Source organism: Streptomyces sp. NPDC002884 (genome assembly GCF_040295245.1).
Classification (GTDB): domain Bacteria; phylum Actinomycetota; class Actinomycetes; order Streptomycetales; family Streptomycetaceae; genus Streptomyces.
Genome location: NZ_JBEOVB010000021.1, coordinates 18,639 through 35,263, shown reverse-complemented (window position 1 = coordinate 35,263; position 16,625 = coordinate 18,639). Strand labels below are relative to the sequence as shown.

Annotated in this window: 13 protein-coding genes; 6 read left to right on the top strand and 7 right to left on the bottom strand. The window is 71.5% G+C overall.

Annotated features, from left to right (window positions below; genetic code table 11):
- Positions 1-60: 60 nt before the first annotated feature.
- The gene (locus tag ABT070_RS31465) at positions 61-891 is read right to left on the bottom strand and encodes a glycoside hydrolase domain-containing protein (protein WP_351765538.1); all 831 of its coding nucleotides are present in this window, start codon (positions 889-891) and stop codon (positions 61-63) included.
- A 279-nt stretch (positions 892-1,170) separates the two neighbouring features.
- Here ABT070_RS31465 and ABT070_RS31460 point away from each other — a divergent pair, with 279 nt between their 5' ends.
- Positions 1,171-1,560 carry a hypothetical protein gene (locus ABT070_RS31460; protein WP_351765536.1) on the top strand — a complete coding sequence of 130 codons (390 nt, stop codon included), beginning with the start codon at positions 1,171-1,173 and terminating at the stop codon, positions 1,558-1,560.
- Positions 1,561-1,640: 80 nt separating this feature from the next.
- Here the strand turns inward: ABT070_RS31460 and ABT070_RS31455 are convergent, their stop codons facing one another.
- Together ABT070_RS31455 and ABT070_RS31450 are read right to left on the bottom strand one after the other, a co-directional pair.
- Positions 1,641-2,384 carry a GNAT family N-acetyltransferase gene (locus ABT070_RS31455; protein ID WP_351765534.1) on the bottom strand — a complete coding sequence of 248 codons (744 nt, stop codon included), beginning with the start codon at positions 2,382-2,384 and terminating at the stop codon, positions 1,641-1,643.
- 366 nt (positions 2,385-2,750) lie between these two features.
- Positions 2,751-3,515: an HNH endonuclease family protein gene (locus ABT070_RS31450; RefSeq protein WP_351765532.1), complete on the bottom strand. Its 765-nt coding sequence runs from the start codon at positions 3,513-3,515 to the stop codon at positions 2,751-2,753.
- Positions 3,516-3,702: 187 nt separating this feature from the next.
- Between ABT070_RS31450 and ABT070_RS31445 the strand changes: the two genes are divergently transcribed.
- A complete protein-coding gene (locus ABT070_RS31445; protein WP_351765530.1) occupies positions 3,703-3,888 on the top strand; it encodes an antitoxin in 186 nt (61 codons plus the stop codon).
- 160 nt (positions 3,889-4,048) lie between these two features.
- Here the strand turns inward: ABT070_RS31445 and ABT070_RS31440 are convergent, their stop codons facing one another.
- Positions 4,049-4,990 carry an SCO6745 family protein gene (locus tag ABT070_RS31440; protein ID WP_351765528.1) on the bottom strand — a complete coding sequence of 314 codons (942 nt, stop codon included), beginning with the start codon at positions 4,988-4,990 and terminating at the stop codon, positions 4,049-4,051.
- Between the two features lie 108 nt (positions 4,991-5,098).
- On the opposite strand from ABT070_RS31440, the gene ABT070_RS31435 reads away from it, so the two are divergent.
- From ABT070_RS31435 to ABT070_RS31425, 3 genes are all read left to right on the top strand, one after another.
- Entirely contained in the window at positions 5,099-5,704 is a 606-nt protein-coding gene (locus ABT070_RS31435; RefSeq protein ID WP_351765526.1) for a TetR/AcrR family transcriptional regulator, read from the top strand.
- A gap of 63 nt (positions 5,705-5,767) precedes the next feature.
- The gene (locus ABT070_RS31430) at positions 5,768-6,526 is read left to right on the top strand and encodes an SDR family NAD(P)-dependent oxidoreductase (protein WP_351765524.1); all 759 of its coding nucleotides are present in this window, start codon (positions 5,768-5,770) and stop codon (positions 6,524-6,526) included.
- Between the two features lie 86 nt (positions 6,527-6,612).
- Positions 6,613-6,987 (top strand): MerR family transcriptional regulator, encoded by a 375-nt coding sequence (locus tag ABT070_RS31425; protein WP_351765700.1) that lies wholly within the window; start codon positions 6,613-6,615, stop codon positions 6,985-6,987.
- A gap of 72 nt (positions 6,988-7,059) precedes the next feature.
- Here ABT070_RS31425 and mfd read toward each other — a convergent pair whose 3' ends face one another.
- The 3 genes from mfd to ABT070_RS31410 all read right to left on the bottom strand — a co-directional run bounded on the left by mfd (position 7,060) and on the right by ABT070_RS31410 (position 14,359).
- Positions 7,060-10,617 carry a transcription-repair coupling factor gene (mfd, locus tag ABT070_RS31420; protein WP_351765522.1) on the bottom strand — a complete coding sequence of 1,186 codons (3,558 nt, stop codon included), beginning with the start codon at positions 10,615-10,617 and terminating at the stop codon, positions 7,060-7,062.
- 377 nt (positions 10,618-10,994) lie between these two features.
- Positions 10,995-13,574 (bottom strand): ABC transporter permease, encoded by a 2,580-nt coding sequence (locus ABT070_RS31415; protein ID WP_351765520.1) that lies wholly within the window; start codon positions 13,572-13,574, stop codon positions 10,995-10,997.
- Complete coding sequence (locus tag ABT070_RS31410) at positions 13,571-14,359, bottom strand: ABC transporter ATP-binding protein (protein WP_171397724.1); 789 nt, start codon at positions 14,357-14,359, stop codon at positions 13,571-13,573. Before ABT070_RS31410 ends, ABT070_RS31415 begins: the two co-directional genes overlap by 4 nt.
- A 424-nt stretch (positions 14,360-14,783) precedes the next feature.
- Between ABT070_RS31410 and ABT070_RS31405 the strand changes: the two genes are divergently transcribed.
- Complete coding sequence (locus ABT070_RS31405; RefSeq protein WP_351765517.1) at positions 14,784-16,361, top strand: MFS transporter; 1,578 nt, start codon at positions 14,784-14,786, stop codon at positions 16,359-16,361.
- Positions 16,362-16,625 lie beyond the last annotated feature (264 nt).

Below are 16,625 nucleotides of genomic sequence, written 5' to 3'. Positions count from 1 at the left end.
TCTTCGGTGCGAGGGCTCAGCCCCACGCGCGCGGGGCGCCCCTGGCGAGGCCGATCCGGTTCAGCCGACGATGGCGACCGGGGCGTCCCACGCGTCGCGGTCCACGGTGATCGTGTAGCCGCCGCGGGTCTCCTTGCTGTTGACCATGTACTGGTGACCGCGGCTGTGGCCGGTGTACTGGGTGGCGCCCCACGGCCAGTCGGTCGTCGTGGTGTCCTTCTTGTCCCACAGCGCGTACCAGAGGTTGCCCGGCAGGTCCGTCTTGTTCGTCGCGGTGGCGACGGCCTTGGCGCTGGAACTGCTGAAGCCGTAGTAGCCGGCCCGGTAGACCTTGGCGCGCAGCGTCTTGGTGAAGGAGCGCACATACGTCAACACGGCGTCGTTGCACGCCTTGTCGGTGATGTCGTAGGGCTCCATGTCGAGGTAGACCGGGCTGCCGGCCTTCATGCCGAGCGCCGAGGCCTTGGCGACCGCGTCCGCGCCGTCGGTCGCGCCGAGGGAGGCGGCCGTGGCGGCGGTGAGCTTCTCGGGGCTGGAGCCGGTCTGGCAGGACGGCTGGGCGCCCACGTAGATCGGGATCAGCTTCCAGCCGGCCGTGTTGACCGACTTCACCCAGGAGGCGGTCAGGTTGGGCTGCGCGCAGCCGCGGTTCTTGCCACCGACGTAGACGGCGGCGCCCCCGTAGTAGCCGTCGGTCTTCCAGGCCTTCATCGCGGCCAGGGAGGGCGCGGTGCAGGCGTCGAAGGCACGGCCGGTGTACGTCTTCTGGGCGGGCCAGGTGGTGGCCGCCATCGAGGTCTGCGCCGCTATCCCCGCCCCCGCGAGGACGGCCGCTCCGGCCACGCCCCACGTGATGTATCTGCGCTTTCTGGACTGCCGGTGCTCGGCCATCCCCACCCCATCGTTCGTCTTCGCGTACGGCGTTGTCGCTGCGTACGGTCGTGTCTGGCTGAAGTCCCCTGATTCGGTGCGACGATACGGCCTCGGCTCGACGTCCAGCACCGGACGGATCGCACGGTAACCCGCGGCCTCTCACCGGTCGGGAAACACAGCGCCCTCATCGCCACAAGATTCGCTCATGTCACAGTAAAGAAGCGATGACCTGAAGCGGCCTGTCCGTGTCCTACGCTTGCCCCAGGTGACTTGGGGGGCGACATGACAATGCCGACGATGACGACCGGGGCGGGCGCGGAGAGACGGCTGACGGCCGGCTGGTTCCAGCGGCTCGCCTGGGTGGTCCTGGTCTGGTGCTCACTGGGCTTCCTGGTCTGGGTGCCCTTCCTGTACGTGGCGACCCGCCGCGGCCTCTCCTCGGACTGGGTGGCCTTCGGCTCGTTCGCGCTGTACGAGTGCGTGATCCTGCCGTGGGCGGTGATCACGCCCGACGGCGACGGGGACGCCTTCTTCGGCATCGCCATACTGGTGACCCTGCTGACGGCGACGGTGCTGCTGCTGTCCGCGGTGTTCGACAAGAAGATCCCGGCCGCCCAGCCCGCGTACGGGGCGCCCATGGCCCCTCAGGGCCAGCCGTATCAGCAGGGGTACCCCTACGGGCGGTAGGGCCCGCGCGCGACAGACCTGGGGGCTCGGCGCGAGGTGACCCCGTGGGCGCCACCTGCCGGTGACACCGCGCGTCTCCCTCACAGAGGGTGCCGCATCCACACGTTGGGCTCGACGTACACCGCGTGGTCCCGCTCCGGCTCGCACCGCACGGGGACCAGCGCGCCGGGCACCTCGATGTCGCCCCGGGTGTCGAAGGGCAGCCCGGTCCAGCGCCGCCACTCCGCCAGCGAGCCCGCCACCGTCATCGACGCCGGCGCGACCCGCTCGATGCTCGCGCCCGCCCGCACGTGCACCCGCAGCCACGGGTCGTACGGCAGCCCGTCCTCCCGGACCCGGTGCGCGTACTCCTCGATCGGAGTGCGCGGCTCGAGATGCTTGGCGTTCGGCCGGACCGGGGCCACGACCTCGGTGAAGCCCTTCGCCCGGGCACTGTCCCTCATCGCCGCCAGCATCCGCCCGGACAGGCCGAGGCCCTGCGCGTGCGGGGCGATGACGATCGAGATCGCGCTCACCGTGTCGGGCCGCACCCCGCTCCGCCGATCGGCGAAGGCCCAGACGAGCACCTGGTCCCAGCCCCGGGCGGGCAACCCGCCACGACCGTCGGCGTGCAGGGCGAACGGCACGCTGTAGGCATGGGCGACGACCTGCTCCTGCTCGTCCTGCGCGAACAGCACATACTCCGGGAACTCGACCGGGATCCGGCCGTAGTGCCCGTTGCCCACCAGGTCCTGTGTCGCGAACTCCGGCCAGGTATCGGGCATGTCCTGGACCGGACCGAGCATGTCGGGACGATCGGCGAGGCTGGACACCTTCAGTTCCATGCGGTCACGGTAGGCGAGGAGACGACCAGCCGGGACCGGATTTTCAGCGGCCTCGACGGCCTCGACGGCCTCGACGGCCTTGGCGGCCTCGGCGGCCTCGGCAGTTTCGGCGCCCCGGGCCCCCTCGGTCGTTTCAGCCGCCCTGGGTGCTTCGGCGGGATCGGCGGCCCCGGCGGCCTCTTGGCGGCCCCAGACGCTTCGGGCGCCTCGGCGGCTTCGGCCGCCCCCGGTGCTTCGGCGAGCTCGGCGGCTTCGGCTGTCCCAGGCGCCTCGGCGAGCTGAGCGACTTCGGCAGCCGCCGAGGCACCTGGAGCACCGGGGCTGCCGTGGGGTCGTCATAGGGCCGCAGGCGCACTGCCGGCCTGCTCACCCCGCGTGGAAACGCTCCGGTGCCTTCGTGGGGTTGCCCCCGGTGGGGAGTTTCTGGGCGGGGCAGGTCTCCAGGACCTTCTCCATCGCGGACTTCTCCGCCGCGGTGACCCACAGTTCGTACTTCTTCTTCACGGCGACCTGCGCCGCGACATAGGTGCACCGGTAGGCCTTGTTGGGCGGCAGCCAGGTCGCCGTGTCGCCGTCCCCCTTGGAACGGTTGGTGCTCGCGTCGACGGCCAGGAGGTTGAGCGGATCGTTGGCGAGAGCTATCCGCTTGCCGGCGTCCCAGTACTTGGCGCCCTTCTGCCAGGCGTCGGACAGGGCGACCACATGGTCGATGTCGACCTTGCTGCTGCCACGCCGGTACGTCACGTCCTTCCCGGAGTACGGGTCCGACTCCAGTACGCCGTAGGACACCTTGCACACGCCGCCGGTGAACTTCACCTCCTCCAGATCGCGCTTGAGGATGTCGTCGCGGGTGTCGCAGCTGTTCGAGTCGGTGTCCGCCCAGGCGGAGCCGAACTTCTCCCGGTCGTAGCCGGTCTTGGGTGCTCTCCCCTTCACCGTCAGCGACTCGGCCGCCGCGAGGGCCGCTCCGCCGCTCCCCGCACCACCGCCCGCCGTCGCTCCCGCACCACCGGAAGCCGAACCCGCGCCGGAACCGGAGTCCGAGCCGGTCACCTGCTCCTTGCATCCGGCCACCGAAACGGCACACATCAGCACAGCGGCAACCGCCGCCCCGCCCCTCAGACGCCTCACGCGCCCCTCCCCTTGCCTGCCCGACACCACCCCGCACAGGGCGCTTTCCCCTGACGGGGACTGGCACACACGGTAGCGAGGGGGCGCTCGGGGGCAGTCGGGAGGTCCAGACCACCCGCGACCCAAGTGGGCATCTCGTACTTGTCGGGAATATCGTCGATGGAGACACCTCCGGAAGGAGCTCTGGATGGGCATCCTCGACAGGTTCAAGAGCAACAAGGCGGCGCAGGACAAGGCCAGGAACATGTCCGACGCCGCGGAGCGGAAGGCGAACGAGAAGACGGGCAACAAGTACGAGTCCCAGGTCGACTCCGGGCAGCAGAAGCTGCACGAGCGGCTCGGCATGGACGAGGAACGGCCCGAACAGCCCTAGCCCGCAGAATCGCCCCGGACCCGGCCGCAGATTCGGCCGCAGCCCGGCCCGAAGACTCATGGGGGCCGAGCCACCGACATCACCCGGCACATGAGGCCGCCCGCGCAGAGCCAACCCGCCGCGGGCGGCTTCGCCCTGCCACCCGCGGCGGCGGCGCCGCTCACACCCTCCCGATGCCGAGCGTCGACTCCGAGGGCAGCAGGCCGGATCCCAGCACCGCGACCCAGTAGTCGCCGAGAAGCGCGGCCAGACGCTCCGTGGACTGCGGGCCGAGAGCCTGCCAGGGGCCGAGGGCCAGCCGGTCGGTGTCCTGTTCGATGCGGCGGCGCAGGTCGCGGCCCGCCTCCGTCGCCGTACCGTCCGTCTCCAGCAGCCCTCTGGACGTCAGCCGCTCGCTCGCCGCCGTCCACTCCTCGTGGGTCCAGCCGCGGCTCTCGAAGCGTTCGACGGACGCGGCGCCTATCGCGGCGAAGGAGACGAGCGCCTCGGTCGGGTCGAGGCCGGCGAGGAGCAGGGCGGCGAGGTGACCGTCCCCGCGGTGCTCACGCAGGACGGTCGCCGCCTGCCAGAGCTGGAGGTGGGGCTCGCTCGGCCAGTCCAGCGCGGCGTTGGCCGCGGCGAGCGGACGCCCCGCCGTGTCCGCCGCCTCGGCGGCGCGGCGGGCGAGGGCGGCGGCCTCGGCCAGCTCGGGGCTGTCCACCAGGTCACCGAACAGCTTGCGGTACAGCCGGTCGATGCCTCTCAGTCTCGCCGCCAGGGCGGCTTCGGGGGCGGCGACCTTCCAGGCGCCCTCGACATGCCGGGCGACCATGCCGGGCCGGAAGCTGTAGAAGGCCGAGGTCACCGCCTCGGCGCTCACCGGTCCCAACGGGGCCGCACGGAGCGGGAAGTAGCTCCCCCAGCGGTCCTCGGTCGAGTAGCCGAGCGCGCCGGCCTCCTCGAAGACCTCCGGCGCGTAGTACATCACCGCGTGCAGCGGCTCCAGCAGATGCCAGAGCCGACGGGCCTGGCCGGGCGCGACCTGTTCGCCCCGCTCGGCCTGTTCGCCCCGCTCGCCTCGCTCGGCCTGTTCGGTCACCTGGTTCTCGCGATTCTCGGACATGACGTCTCCCCCTCGTCGCGTTCGGACATCGGCCACAACTTGACACTGACAAGATTGCCCGAGCCTCGCGAACTTGTCAATGACTAGATACCGCGTACGCTGCTGCCCATGAACGACCGCCCCTACCACCACGGTGACCTGCGGCGCGCCATCCTGACCGCCGCCCTCGACGTCATCGCCACCGACGGCCCCACCGGCCTGAGCCTGCGCGACCTGGCCCGCCGCGCCGGCGTCTCGCACGCGGCGCCGGCCCACCACTTCCGGGACCGCACGGGTCTGCTGACGGCGATCGCGGCGGAGGGACACGGTCTGCTGGCCACCGCGCTGGCGGAGGCGGCGGACCTACGGGAGGCGGGCGCGCGCTACGTCCGCTTCGCGCGCGAGCACCCGGCGCACTTCCAGGTGATGTTCTCGCCCGGGCTGCTGCGCGCCGACGACCTGGAGCTGACCACGGCCCGCGCCCTGTCCGCCGCCGCCCTGACCGACGCCATCGCCACCACGGCACCCCCACCCACATCCACATCCGCACCCGCACCCGCACCCGCACCCGCCGGGGACGGCACGGACGCCCGGCGGGCCCGTATCGCGGTCTGGTCCCTGGCCCACGGCTTCGCCACCCTCCTGCTCGGCCACAACCTCGACGGCCTCCTGGGCGACGAGGACCCCGAGGAGGTGTTCCGCGCGCTGCCCATGAACCTGTTCCCCTCCGCCTGAGGCCGGCGGGGTCCCGGCGCGCGCTTGACCCTGACGCCGGTGTCAGGGTCCGACGATCGCCCCATGAGCCAGCAGAACAGCAGCCGTACCGTCATCGTCACCGGCGCCGGCACCGGGATCGGCCGCGCCACCGCCCATGCCTTCGCCGCGCAGGGAGCGCGCGTGATCGCCGTGGGCCGGCGCCCGGCACCCCTCGCCGAGACCGCCGCGTACGACCGGGACCGCATCGTCCCGCTCGCCGTGGACATCACCGCGGAGGACGGACCGGCCACCGTCGTCGGTACGGCCCTGGAGCGGGGCGGCGGCCGTGTCGACGTCCTGGTCAACAACGCGGCGGTCGTCGACACCAAGTCCCTGCGCACCTACACGCGGGACTCCGTCCGGCCCCAGCTCGCGACGAACCTGATCGCCCCCGTCCTGCTCACCCAGGCCGCGCTGCCCGCCCTCACGAACACCCGGGGCGTCGTCGTGAACGTGACGACGGCCGTCGGACAGCGCGGCTGGCCCGGCAACTCCCTGTACGCGGCGGGCAAGGCGGCCCTCGAAGTGCTCACGCGCAGCTGGGCGGTCGAGCTCGCGCCGCTCGGGATCCGCGTCGCCGCGGTGGCGCCCGGCGCGGTCGAGACGCCGATCGCCGACCACAGCGGCCACACCCCCGAGCAGCGGGTGGCGATCCGCGAGTGGCAGCTCGCGCACACCCCGCTCGGCCGGGTCGGCCGGCCGCCGGAGATCGCCTGGGCGATCACCCAACTGGCCTCACCCCAGGCGTCGTTCATCACGGGCGTGATCCTCCCGGTGGACGGCGGAGCGGTGGTCGCATGAGACTGGCGCGCATGCAGCAGCCCGGCCCGGACGACGACGACCGCCTCCGCCCGCGTGAGGATCCCTCCCGTCCGCCCGGACGCCCCCTGCGCATCGGCGAGGTCGGCAGGGCCACCGGAGTCTCACCGCGCGCCCTGCGGCACTACGAACAGGCGGGACTCATCGACTCCGAGCGGGCCGCCAACGGCTACCGGCTCTACGACCCCTGCGTCGTCGTCCGTGTCCGCAACATCCGTCATCTGGTGGACGCGGGACTCACCCTGGACGACGCACGCGTCTTCCTGCCGTGCCTGGACCGGGACGTCACGGCGTCGCCGCCGAGCGGCCGCAATCTGCGGGTCGCGCTGCGGCGCCTCGCGGTCATGGACGAGCGCATCGCGGCCCAGGTCGCCGTCCGCAACCGTCTCGCGTCGGCCCTGGCCGAGGCCACCGGCGGACGGATCCGACCGGTGGCCCGATGACCGAACACGACCACGACCACGACCACGACGGCTACAACGACCGCGACCGCGACGGTGGCCCGGTGGCTCGCCCTACGACCCCAGGACCGATGCCAGCAGCTCGCCTACCCAGCCCAGCAGTTCCCGTCCGACCAGCGGCTTGCCGCCGACCTTCGCGGTCTTCGGACGGGGCACCAGGATCTGGTGCGCGGCCGGCTTCAGGACGGTCCCGGGGTAGAGCCGCTTGAGGCGCAGCTCCTGGGACTCGCGCAACTCCACCGGCGCGAAGCGGATGTTGGCGCCCTGGAGCACGATCTCGCCGACGCCACACGCGCGTGCCAGCATCCGCAGTCCCGCCACCAGCAGCAGGTTCTCCACCGGCTCCGGCAACTTGCCGTAGCGGTCGACGAGTTCCTCGCGGACCGCCTTGACGTCCTCCTCCGAGTTGGCGGAGGCGATGGACCGGTAGGCCTGGAGGCGCAGCCGCTCGCCCGGCGCGTAGTCGTGCGGGACGTGCGCGTCGACGGGCAGCTCGACCTTGACCTCGAGCGGCGGCTCCTCCTCGACCCCGCCGGACTCCAGCTGACGCCGGTAGTCCGCGACGGCCTCGCCGACCATCCGGACGTACAGGTCGAAGCCGACGCCCGCGATATGACCGGACTGCTCGCCGCCGAGCAGGTTTCCGGCGCCCCGGATCTCCAGGTCCTTCATCGCCACGTACATGCCCGCGCCCATCTCGGTGTGCTGGGCGATCGTGGCGAGACGCTCGTGGGCGGTCTCCGTGAGGGGCTTCTCCGGGGGGTAGAGGAAGTACGAGTAGCCCCGCTCGCGCCCTCGTCCGACCCGGCCGCGCAGCTGGTGCAGCTGGGACAGCCCGAAGGTGTCTCCGCGCTCCACGATCAGCGTGTTCGCGTTGGAGATGTCGATGCCGGACTCGACGATCGTCGTCGAGACGAGCACATCGAACTTCTTCTCCCAGAAGTCGACGACGACCTGCTCCAGCGCCGTCTCCGACATCTGGCCGTGGGCGGTGGCGATGCGCGCCTCGGGCACGATCTCGCGCAGTTTCGCCGCCGCGCGGTCGATCGACTCGACCCGGTTGTGGATGTAGAAGACCTGGCCCTCGCGCAGCAGTTCGCGGCGGATGGCGGCGCCGATCTGCTTCTGCTCGTACGGGCCGACGAAGGTGAGCACCGGGTGGCGCTCCTCCGGGGGCGTGGTGATCGTCGACATCTCGCGGATGCCCGTCACCGCCATCTCCAGGGTCCTGGGGATCGGGGTCGCCGACATCGTCAGGACGTCCACGTTCGCGCGCAGCTTCTTCAGCTGCTCCTTGTGCTCGACGCCGAAGCGCTGCTCCTCGTCGACGATGACGAGGCCGAGGTCCTTGAACTTGGTCTCGGAGGAGAACAGGCGGTGGGTGCCGATGACGATGTCCACCGCGCCCTCGCGCAGCCCCTCCAGGGTGGCCTTCGCCTCCGTGTCCGTCTGGAAGCGGGACAGCGCCCTGACGTTCACCGGGAACTGCGCGTACCGCTCGCTGAACGTCCCGAAGTGCTGCTGCACGAGGAGGGTGGTGGGCACCAGGACGGCGACCTGCTTGCCGTCCTGGACGGCCTTGAAGGCGGCCCGGACGGCGATCTCCGTCTTGCCGTAGCCGACGTCGCCGCAGATCAGGCGGTCCATCGGAACCGTCTTCTCCATGTCGTCCTTGACCTCGGCGATGGTGGTCAGCTGGTCGGGCGTCTCCACGTAGGGGAAGGCGTCCTCCAGCTCGCGCTGCCAGGGGGTGTCCGCGCCGAAGGCGTGACCGGGGGCCGCCATCCGCGCGCTGTACAGCTTGATCAGGTCGGCGGCGATCTCCTTGACCGCCTTCTTCGCGCGCGCCTTGGTCTTCGTCCAGTCGGCGCCCCCGAGCCGGTGCAGCGTGGGGGCCTCGCCGCCGACGTACTTGGTGATCTGCTCCAGCTGGTCGGTCGGGATGTAGAGACGGTCGCCGGGCTGGCCGCGCTTGGCGGGCGCGTACTCCACGACGAGGTACTCGCGCGTGGCGGCCTGGACCGTGCGCTGCACCATCTCGATGTAGCGGCCCACGCCGTGCTGCTCGTGGACGATGTAGTCGCCCGCCTCCAGGGTGAGCGGATCGATGGTCTTCCTGCGGCGCGCGGGCATCCGGGCGCCGTCCTTGCCGGCCGCCTTCTGGCCGGTCAGGTCGGTCTCCGTGAGGACGGCGAGACGGAGCACCGGGTCGACGAAGCCGTAGTCGATCGAGCCACAGGAGACGTGCACCAGGGACGGGCCGAGCTCGGCCAGGTCGGCGTCCAGGCGGGCCGCGACGCCCTCGCCGCCGAGCACCTCGACGGTGCGGGCCGCCGGGCCGTGCGCCTCGGTGACGAAGGCGACGCTCCAGCCGTCGGCCAGCCAGCCCTTGGTGTCGGCCAGGGCCTTGGCGGTGTCGCCGCGGTAGGTCTCGGGGGCGTGCATGCCGAGCTTCAGCGTGTCGGCGGACCCCGCCGCGTCAGCGGCATGGGTGAACGACTCGTCGGCCGCGAACGGCGACACCGACCACCACATCATGTCCAGCTCGCGCGCGTGGTCGCGGACGTCCGCGATGGACCACAGGGAGGCCGCGTCGACGTCGATGGGTGCCTCACCGCCGCCGGCGGTGGCCGCCCAGGACGCCTGGAGGAACTCCTGGGACGTCGCCACGAGGTCGGTGGCACGCGTGCGTACCCGCTCCGGGTCGCAGACGACGGCCATCGCGCCCTCGGGCAGGACGTCGATCAGCAGCTCCATGTCGTCGACCAGCACCGGGGCCAGGGACTCCATGCCCTCGACGGCGATGCCCTCGGCGATCCTGCCGAGCAGTTCGCCGAGCTCGGGGTGCTCCTCGGCGAGGGCACGCGCACGCGTGCGCACGTCCTGCGTCAACAGGAGTTCACGGCACGGCGGGGCCCACAGGCCGTGTTCGGCGACCTCCAGTGAGCGCTGGTCGGCGACCTTGAAGTAGCGGATCTCCTCCACCTCGTCGCCCCAGAACTCGACGCGCAGGGGGTGTTCCTCGGTCGGCGGGAACACGTCCAGGATGCCGCCCCGTACGGCGAACTCGCCGCGCTTCTCGACGAGCTCCACGCGCGCGTAGGCGGCTGCGGCGAGGGCTTCGACGATCTCGTTCAGGTCGGCCGTACGGCCCGTGCGCAGAGCCACGGGTTCCAGCTCGCCGAGGCCTTTGACCTGCGGCTGGAGCACCGAGCGGACCGGCGCCACGACGACCGAGACCGGGCCGGTCTCCGGGTCGTCGGGGCGCGGGTGGGCCAGACGGCGCAGAACGGCGAGACGGCGGCCGACGGTGTCGCTGCGCGGGCTGAGGCGCTCGTGCGGGAGCGTCTCCCAGGACGGGTACTCCACCACGCCGTCCGCCGGCAGCAGCGAGCGCAGGGCGGCCGCCAGGTCCTCGGCCTCGCGGCCGGTGGCCGTCACCGCGAGGACCGTGCGGCCGGTCTCGCGGGCGAGGGCGGCGATGGCGAAGGGGCGGGCCGCCGGGGGGCCGACGAGGTCGACGTGCATGCGGTTGCCGTCGGCGGCCGCGGGGATCGCTTCCGCGAGGGCGCTGTCCTTGACGACGGCGTCGAGCAGACCGTGCAGGCTCATGGGGGGCTTTCCGTCCGAGGGGCCCGGGTACGCGGCGTTCTTCGGGGATGCGGGCGTACCGGGGTCCGGGGTGGGCAACGCGAAGGGCCCGACGCGTGTCACGGGCCGGGGGTGTCCAGCGTACGTCGGGGCGGGGGTGTCCGTCGGGGGCTGTGGACAACCCGGGGGGCGGTGGGGGCCGCGCGCGACGCCCCTCGCCCCCGCCGCCCCTTCCCTCTCCGGCCCCGGGGACCGCCGCCCAGGACCCCCGCCTCCGGCCCGAACGGCCTCGTCCTCGAGCGCCGGACCGGCCGGCGGACACGAATGAGCCCGGCACCGAGAAGACCCCCGTTCTTCTCGGTGCCGGGCTGGTTCGGGAGGGGCTGGTTCGGGAGGGGCTAGTCCGTCGCGATCGCGTTCAGGACGTTCATGCGGCCCGCGCGGAACGCCGGGATCAGGGCGGCGAACAGGCCCACGAAGGCGGAGCCGATGAACACGCCGATGATCGTCGGCCACGGGATCTCGAGGACGTCGAGGCCCTGGAGCGCGAGGAGCTGCTGGGCGGTGGCTCCCCAGCCCATGCCCAGGCCGAGGCCCAGCAGGGCACCGAAGAGGGCGATGACGACCGACTCCATGCGGATCATGCGGCGCAGCTGGCGGCGGGAGAGACCGATCGCCCGCATCAGGCCGATCTCCCTCGTGCGCTCCACCACCGACAGGGCGAGGGTGTTCACCACGCCCAGGACGGCGACGATGATCGCGAGGGCGAGCAGGCCGTAGATCAGGTTCAGCAGCTGCCCGATCTGGTCCTTCAGCTCCTGCTTGTAGTCGGTCTGATCGCGGACGGTGTACTGCGGGTAGTCGTGCAGCGCCGCCTTCAGGGACGTGTACGCGGCGTCCTGCTGCCCGTCCTTCGCCGTGGCGAAGACCAGGTCGTCGAGCGGCAGCTTGTCGGCCGGGACGTACTTCTTGAGGGTGGCGATGGAGGTGTACATCGCGCCCTGGTCGATGACGACGTCACTGCTGGTGATCGCGCGGACCGTCAGTCGGGCCGTGGATCCGTTCTTGAAGGCCACGGAGATCTCGGAGCCGAGGGTGATCTTGTGGTCCTTGGCGAACTTCTCGTGGACGGACATCGAGTCGGGACGGTAGGCGTCGGTCAGGTCGCCGGCGACGGTCTCGACGCGGAGGTCGGTCGCGTAGGTCGGGTCGGCCGCCGTGATCGCCGTCTTGTCGAGCTTCTTGCCGTCGGGCGTGGTGAAGTCGGCCTGGGTCCACTTGTACTCGGTGACCCGCTCCAGGCCCGGGGTCGCCTTGATGGCCTGCACCGCCTGCGGGGTCATCAGCTGACCGCCGTCGCTCTGGATGATGAAGTCCGTGCCGACGCTCTTGTCGAGCTCCTCCGTGGCGGAGGCGACCATGGAGGAGCCGACCACCGACAGACAGGCGACCAGCGCGAGGCCGATCATCAGGGCCGCGCCCGTGGCGCCGGTGCGGCGCGGGTTGCGCAGCGCGTTGCGCTCCGCCATCCGTCCGACCGGGCCGAAGGCCCGCAGCACGACGGCGCCCAGCACCCGGACCACCACGCCCGCCAGCAGCGGGCCGATCACCACGAAGCCGATCAGGCTCAGCACCACGCCCAGGCCCAGCCAGAGGGAGCCCTCGGCGGCCTTGTCGGCGACGGAGGCGAGGTAGAGGCCGAAACCTCCGGCGCCGGTGAGGACCAGGCCGATGAGGGCCCGTACGGCGCCCGCCTTGGCGTCGGCGGGGGCGCCCGCGTCGCGCAGCGCGGCCATCGGGGAGACCTTGCCGGCCCGGCGGGCCGGGAGGTAGGCCGCCAGCACCGTGACGACGACGCCGAGGACCATGCCGACCACGGGGGTCGTCCAGGCGACCGTCAGGTCGTCCGTGGACAGGTTCATGCCGGTCATGCCCATGAGCTTCATCAGGCCGACCGCGATGCCGACGCCCGCGCCGACGCCGAGGAGCGAGCCGACCACGCCCAGCAGCAGGGCCTCCGCGAGCACGGACCGGTTGACCTGCTTGCGGCTGGAGCCGATGGCCCGCATCAGGCCGATCTCACGGGTGCGCTGCGCGACCAGCATGGAGAAGGTGTTGATGATCAGGAAGATGCCGACGAGGAAGGCGATCCCGGCGAAGCCGAGCATCGCGTACTTCATCACGTCCAGGAAGCCCCCGACGCTGTCCCGGTTGGCGTCGGCGGTCTCCTTGGCCGTCTGCACCTTGTAGTCGGCGCCGATCGCGGCAGCCACGTTCTTCTTGAGCTGCGCGTCGCTCACCCCGGACGCGGCCGTCACATTGACGTTCGTGTAGACGTTCGACTCGCCGACCAGGGCCTGCTGGGCGGTCTTCGTGTCCAGGTAGAAGATCGCCGCGCCGGGGTTGGTGACCTGGAAGGCGGCGATGCCGGAGACCTTCGCGGTGTGCGTGCCGACCGCGGTGATCACGCCGATCTCGTCGCCGAGCTTCAGGTGGTGCTTGTCGGCGGTGTCCGCGTCCACCATCACCTGGTCGGAGCCCTTGGGCGCCGCGCCGTCGGTGATCTCCATGGTGCGGGCGTCGTTGCCGTTCCAGTTGCCGACGATGGTGGGCGCGCCGCTGGAGGGCGACAGGCTGTCCTTGTCGGCGTCGACGACGGTCGCGGAGGTCGAGAAGACGGTCCCCTCCGCCGACTTCACCCCGTCCGCCTTGCGGACGTCACCGAGCACGGAGGCCGGCATGACCGGCGGCTTGCCGTTGTCGGAGGTCGTCTCACCGGTGTCCGAGGCGCTCTTCGCGCTCACCGTCACATCGGAGGAGGTGCTGGCGAAGAGTTTGTCGAAGGTGGTGTTCATCGTGTCGGTGAAGACGAGCGTCCCGCAGACGAACGCCACCGACAGCAGGACCGCCACGGCCGACAGGGCCATGCGCCCCTTGTGCGCGTAGAAGTTGCGCATCGAGGTCTTCATGACGGTCATGACGTACGCCCCCGCGCGTCGAAGTCCTTCATCCGGTCCAGGACGGTCTCGGCGGTCGGCTTGAACATCTCGTCGACGATCCGGCCGTCCGCGAGGTACAGCACCCGGTCCGCGTACGAGGCCGCCACCGGGTCGTGCGTGACCATGACGATGGTCTGGCCCAGGTCGTCCACCGAGCGGCGCAGGAAGCCCAGGACCTCGGCGCCCGCGCGCGAGTCGAGGTTCCCGGTGGGCTCGTCCCCGAAGATGATCTCCGGGCGGGCGGCGAGGGCGCGGGCCACGGCGACGCGCTGCTGCTGACCGCCGGAGAGCTGGGTGGGCCGGTGCCTGAGGCGGTCGGCGAGCCCGACGGTCTCCACGACCTGGTTCAGCCACGCCTTGTCCGGCTTGCGGCCGGCGATGTCCATCGGCAGCGTGATGTTCTCTATCGCGTTGAGCGTGGGCAGCAGGTTGAACGCCTGGAAGATGAACCCGATGCGGTCCCGGCGCAGCTTGGTGAGCTTCTTGTCCTTGAGCCCGGTGATCTCGGTCTCGTCCAGGTAGATCTGCCCGGACGAGACGGTGTCGAGACCGGCGAGGCAGTGCATCAGCGTGGACTTGCCGGACCCCGAGGGGCCCATGATCGCGGTGAACTGGCCGCGGGCGATGTCCACGTCGACGTGGTCCAGGGCGACGACGCGGGTCTCACCGGACCCGTACGCCTTGACGACCTGCCGCGCTCGCGCGGCTACGGCCGTACGCCCTCCAGTGCCCCCGTGCCTGGGAATGGTCACAGCCGAAGTCACGGTACGTCTCCTATGTCGGATGTCAGAAGCGGATGCGCGGCGCATCGGACGATCAAGGGATGGTGCGAGGCGCTACGTCGAAGAGTCTGTCGGCGGGAGGGGGTCTCCCGCGCTGGTGCTCGGGCCCGTCTTTCCGGGGGGTTAACCCCACCCCCCGGAAGTGGTGCCGGCCGCCCCCCAGCGGCGTAAAGCCAGGTTAAGGACGGGACCCCGCCCTTCTCCTCCTCCGGCAGTACGAACCCTCCCCGAGCCGTAGTACGGAGGTACCCCTAGGGGCCGTCCACCGCGAGGTGGAGGTCCTTCGGGGTCGTCTCCACCCTCCGGCCCCGTCAGGCTCCGCCCTCCCGCTACGCGAGGGTCAAGTGGGAAGCTGAGCTCCGGCAGTTGGATGCAAGGGGCACGGGAGACACGGGGAGGACATCAGGTGGGGGACATCCAGCCGGCGACACGCGAGGCCGCGCGGCCGACCGCACCGCACAGACGGGGAGCGGTCGTCGCCGCTCTCATGCTCTCCATGGCACTGGCCGCCCTCGACTCCACCGTGGTCTCCACGGCCGTCCCGCAGATCGTCGGCGACCTGGGCGGGTTCTCCGTCTTCTCCTGGCTGTTCTCCGGCTATCTGCTCGCCGTGACCGTCACCCTGCCCGTCTACGGCAAGCTGTCCGACACCTTCGGCCGCAAGCCGGTGCTGGTCGCCGGGGCGGCCCTCTTCCTGCTCGGCTCGCTGCTGTGCGCCCTGGCCTGGAACATGGGGGCGCTGATCGCGTTCCGCATCGTGCAGGGTCTGGGCGGCGGGGCGTTGCAGGGCACGGTGCAGACACTCGCCGCCGACCTGTATCCGCTGAAGGAGCGGCCGAAGATCCAGTCGAAACTGTCCACGGTGTGGGCGGTGTCGGCGGTCGCGGGGCCCGGCATCGGCGGGCTTCTGGCCGCCTACGCGGACTGGCGCTGGATCTTCCTCGTCAACCTGCCGATCGGCGCGGTGGCGTTGTGGCTGATCGTCCGTCATCTGCACGAGCCCCAACGGCAGTCGTCGCCGGCCGGGCAGGAACCGCCGCCACGCGCGCGTGGCGGGTCGTGGGTACGGTCGTGGGTGCGCGCGACGGGTGGCGCGTCGCGTACACGCGCGCGTGTCGACTGGGCGGGCGCGCTGACGGTGTTCGCGTGCGGCGGGGTGCTGCTGACCGCGCTGGTGCAGGGCGGAGTGGCGTGGCCGTGGCTGTCGGGGCCGTCGCTCGCCCTGTTCGGTACCGGGCTGGCGCTGGCCGGGCTCGTCGTCGTCATCGAACGCCGGGCCGCGGAACCGATCATCCCTGGCTGGGTGTGGCGCCGCCGCACGATCGCGGCGGTCAACCTCGCGCTGGGCGCGCTGGGTCTGCTGATGGTGGCCCCGACGGTGTTCCTGCCGACGTACGCCCAGTCGGTGCTGGGCCTGGAGCCCGTGGCCGCCGGGTTCGTCCTCTCCGTCTGGACCCTGAGCTGGCCGCTCTCCGCCGCCCTCAGCCAGCACGTCTACCGGCGCATCGGCTTCCGCGACACGGCGTTGCTGGGCATCGGCGCGGCCACGCTGATCCTGTTCGCGTTCCCGTTCCTGCCGTATCCCGGCGAAGCCTGGCAGCCGGCCCTGCTGATGCTGCTGCTCGGCGCCGCGCTGGGCCTCTTCCAGCTCCCGCTCCTGGTCGGTGTGCAGTCGACCGTGGGCTGGTCGGAACGCGGCACCACGACCGCGTCCGTGCTGTTCTGCCGCCAGACCGGGCAGACGATCGGCGCGTCGGTGTTCGGCGCGGTCGCCAACGGGGTGCTGGCGGCCCGGCTGGGCGGCGCGGGCGACCTGGACTCCGTCAACCGCGCCCTGGCCGCCGACGCGGCGCCCGAAACCGTCCGGGACGCCGTCGCGAGCGCCGTGCACGCCGTCTATCTGGGCGCGGCCTGCGCGGCGGCACTCGCCTTCCTGGTGCTGCTGTGCGTGGCCCCACGAAGGTTCCCCGTACTGACGGACTGACGGACCGGCCGACCGGCGGACCGGCCGGCTGACCGACTGACCGGCCGGCGGACCCACCGGTGACGGCCCGATCGGTGACGGCCCGGCGGACTCACCGGCCGACCGGCCGACCGGCCGACCGGCCGACGGGTCGATGGGCCGATGGACCGATGGACCGATGGGTCGATGGACCGATGGGTCGATGGGTCGATGGCCTCACCACGATTCTGTGCAGATGATCGCCACAACGCCCACAGAAGCCACACAGCCGTGGGGTTAACGCGG

Excerpts from the sequence above, each read along its gene's own strand:
- ABT070_RS31465 (WP_351765538.1), bottom strand. The coding sequence starts at position 891 with ATGGCCGAGCACCGGCAGTCCAGAAAGCGCAGATACATCACGTGGGGC.
- ABT070_RS31460 (WP_351765536.1), top strand. The coding sequence starts at position 1,171 with ATGACGACCGGGGCGGGCGCGGAGAGACGGCTGACGGCCGGCTGGTTC.
- ABT070_RS31455 (WP_351765534.1), bottom strand. The coding sequence starts at position 2,384 with ATGGAACTGAAGGTGTCCAGCCTCGCCGATCGTCCCGACATGCTCGGT.
- ABT070_RS31445 (WP_351765530.1), top strand. The coding sequence starts at position 3,703 with ATGGGCATCCTCGACAGGTTCAAGAGCAACAAGGCGGCGCAGGACAAG.
- ABT070_RS31440 (WP_351765528.1), bottom strand. The coding sequence starts at position 4,990 with ATGTCCGAGAATCGCGAGAACCAGGTGACCGAACAGGCCGAGCGAGGC.
- ABT070_RS31435 (WP_351765526.1), top strand. The coding sequence starts at position 5,099 with ATGAACGACCGCCCCTACCACCACGGTGACCTGCGGCGCGCCATCCTG.
- ABT070_RS31430 (WP_351765524.1), top strand. The coding sequence starts at position 5,768 with ATGAGCCAGCAGAACAGCAGCCGTACCGTCATCGTCACCGGCGCCGGC.
- mfd (WP_351765522.1), bottom strand. The coding sequence starts at position 10,617 with ATGAGCCTGCACGGTCTGCTCGACGCCGTCGTCAAGGACAGCGCCCTC.
- ABT070_RS31415 (WP_351765520.1), bottom strand. The coding sequence starts at position 13,574 with ATGACCGTCATGAAGACCTCGATGCGCAACTTCTACGCGCACAAGGGG.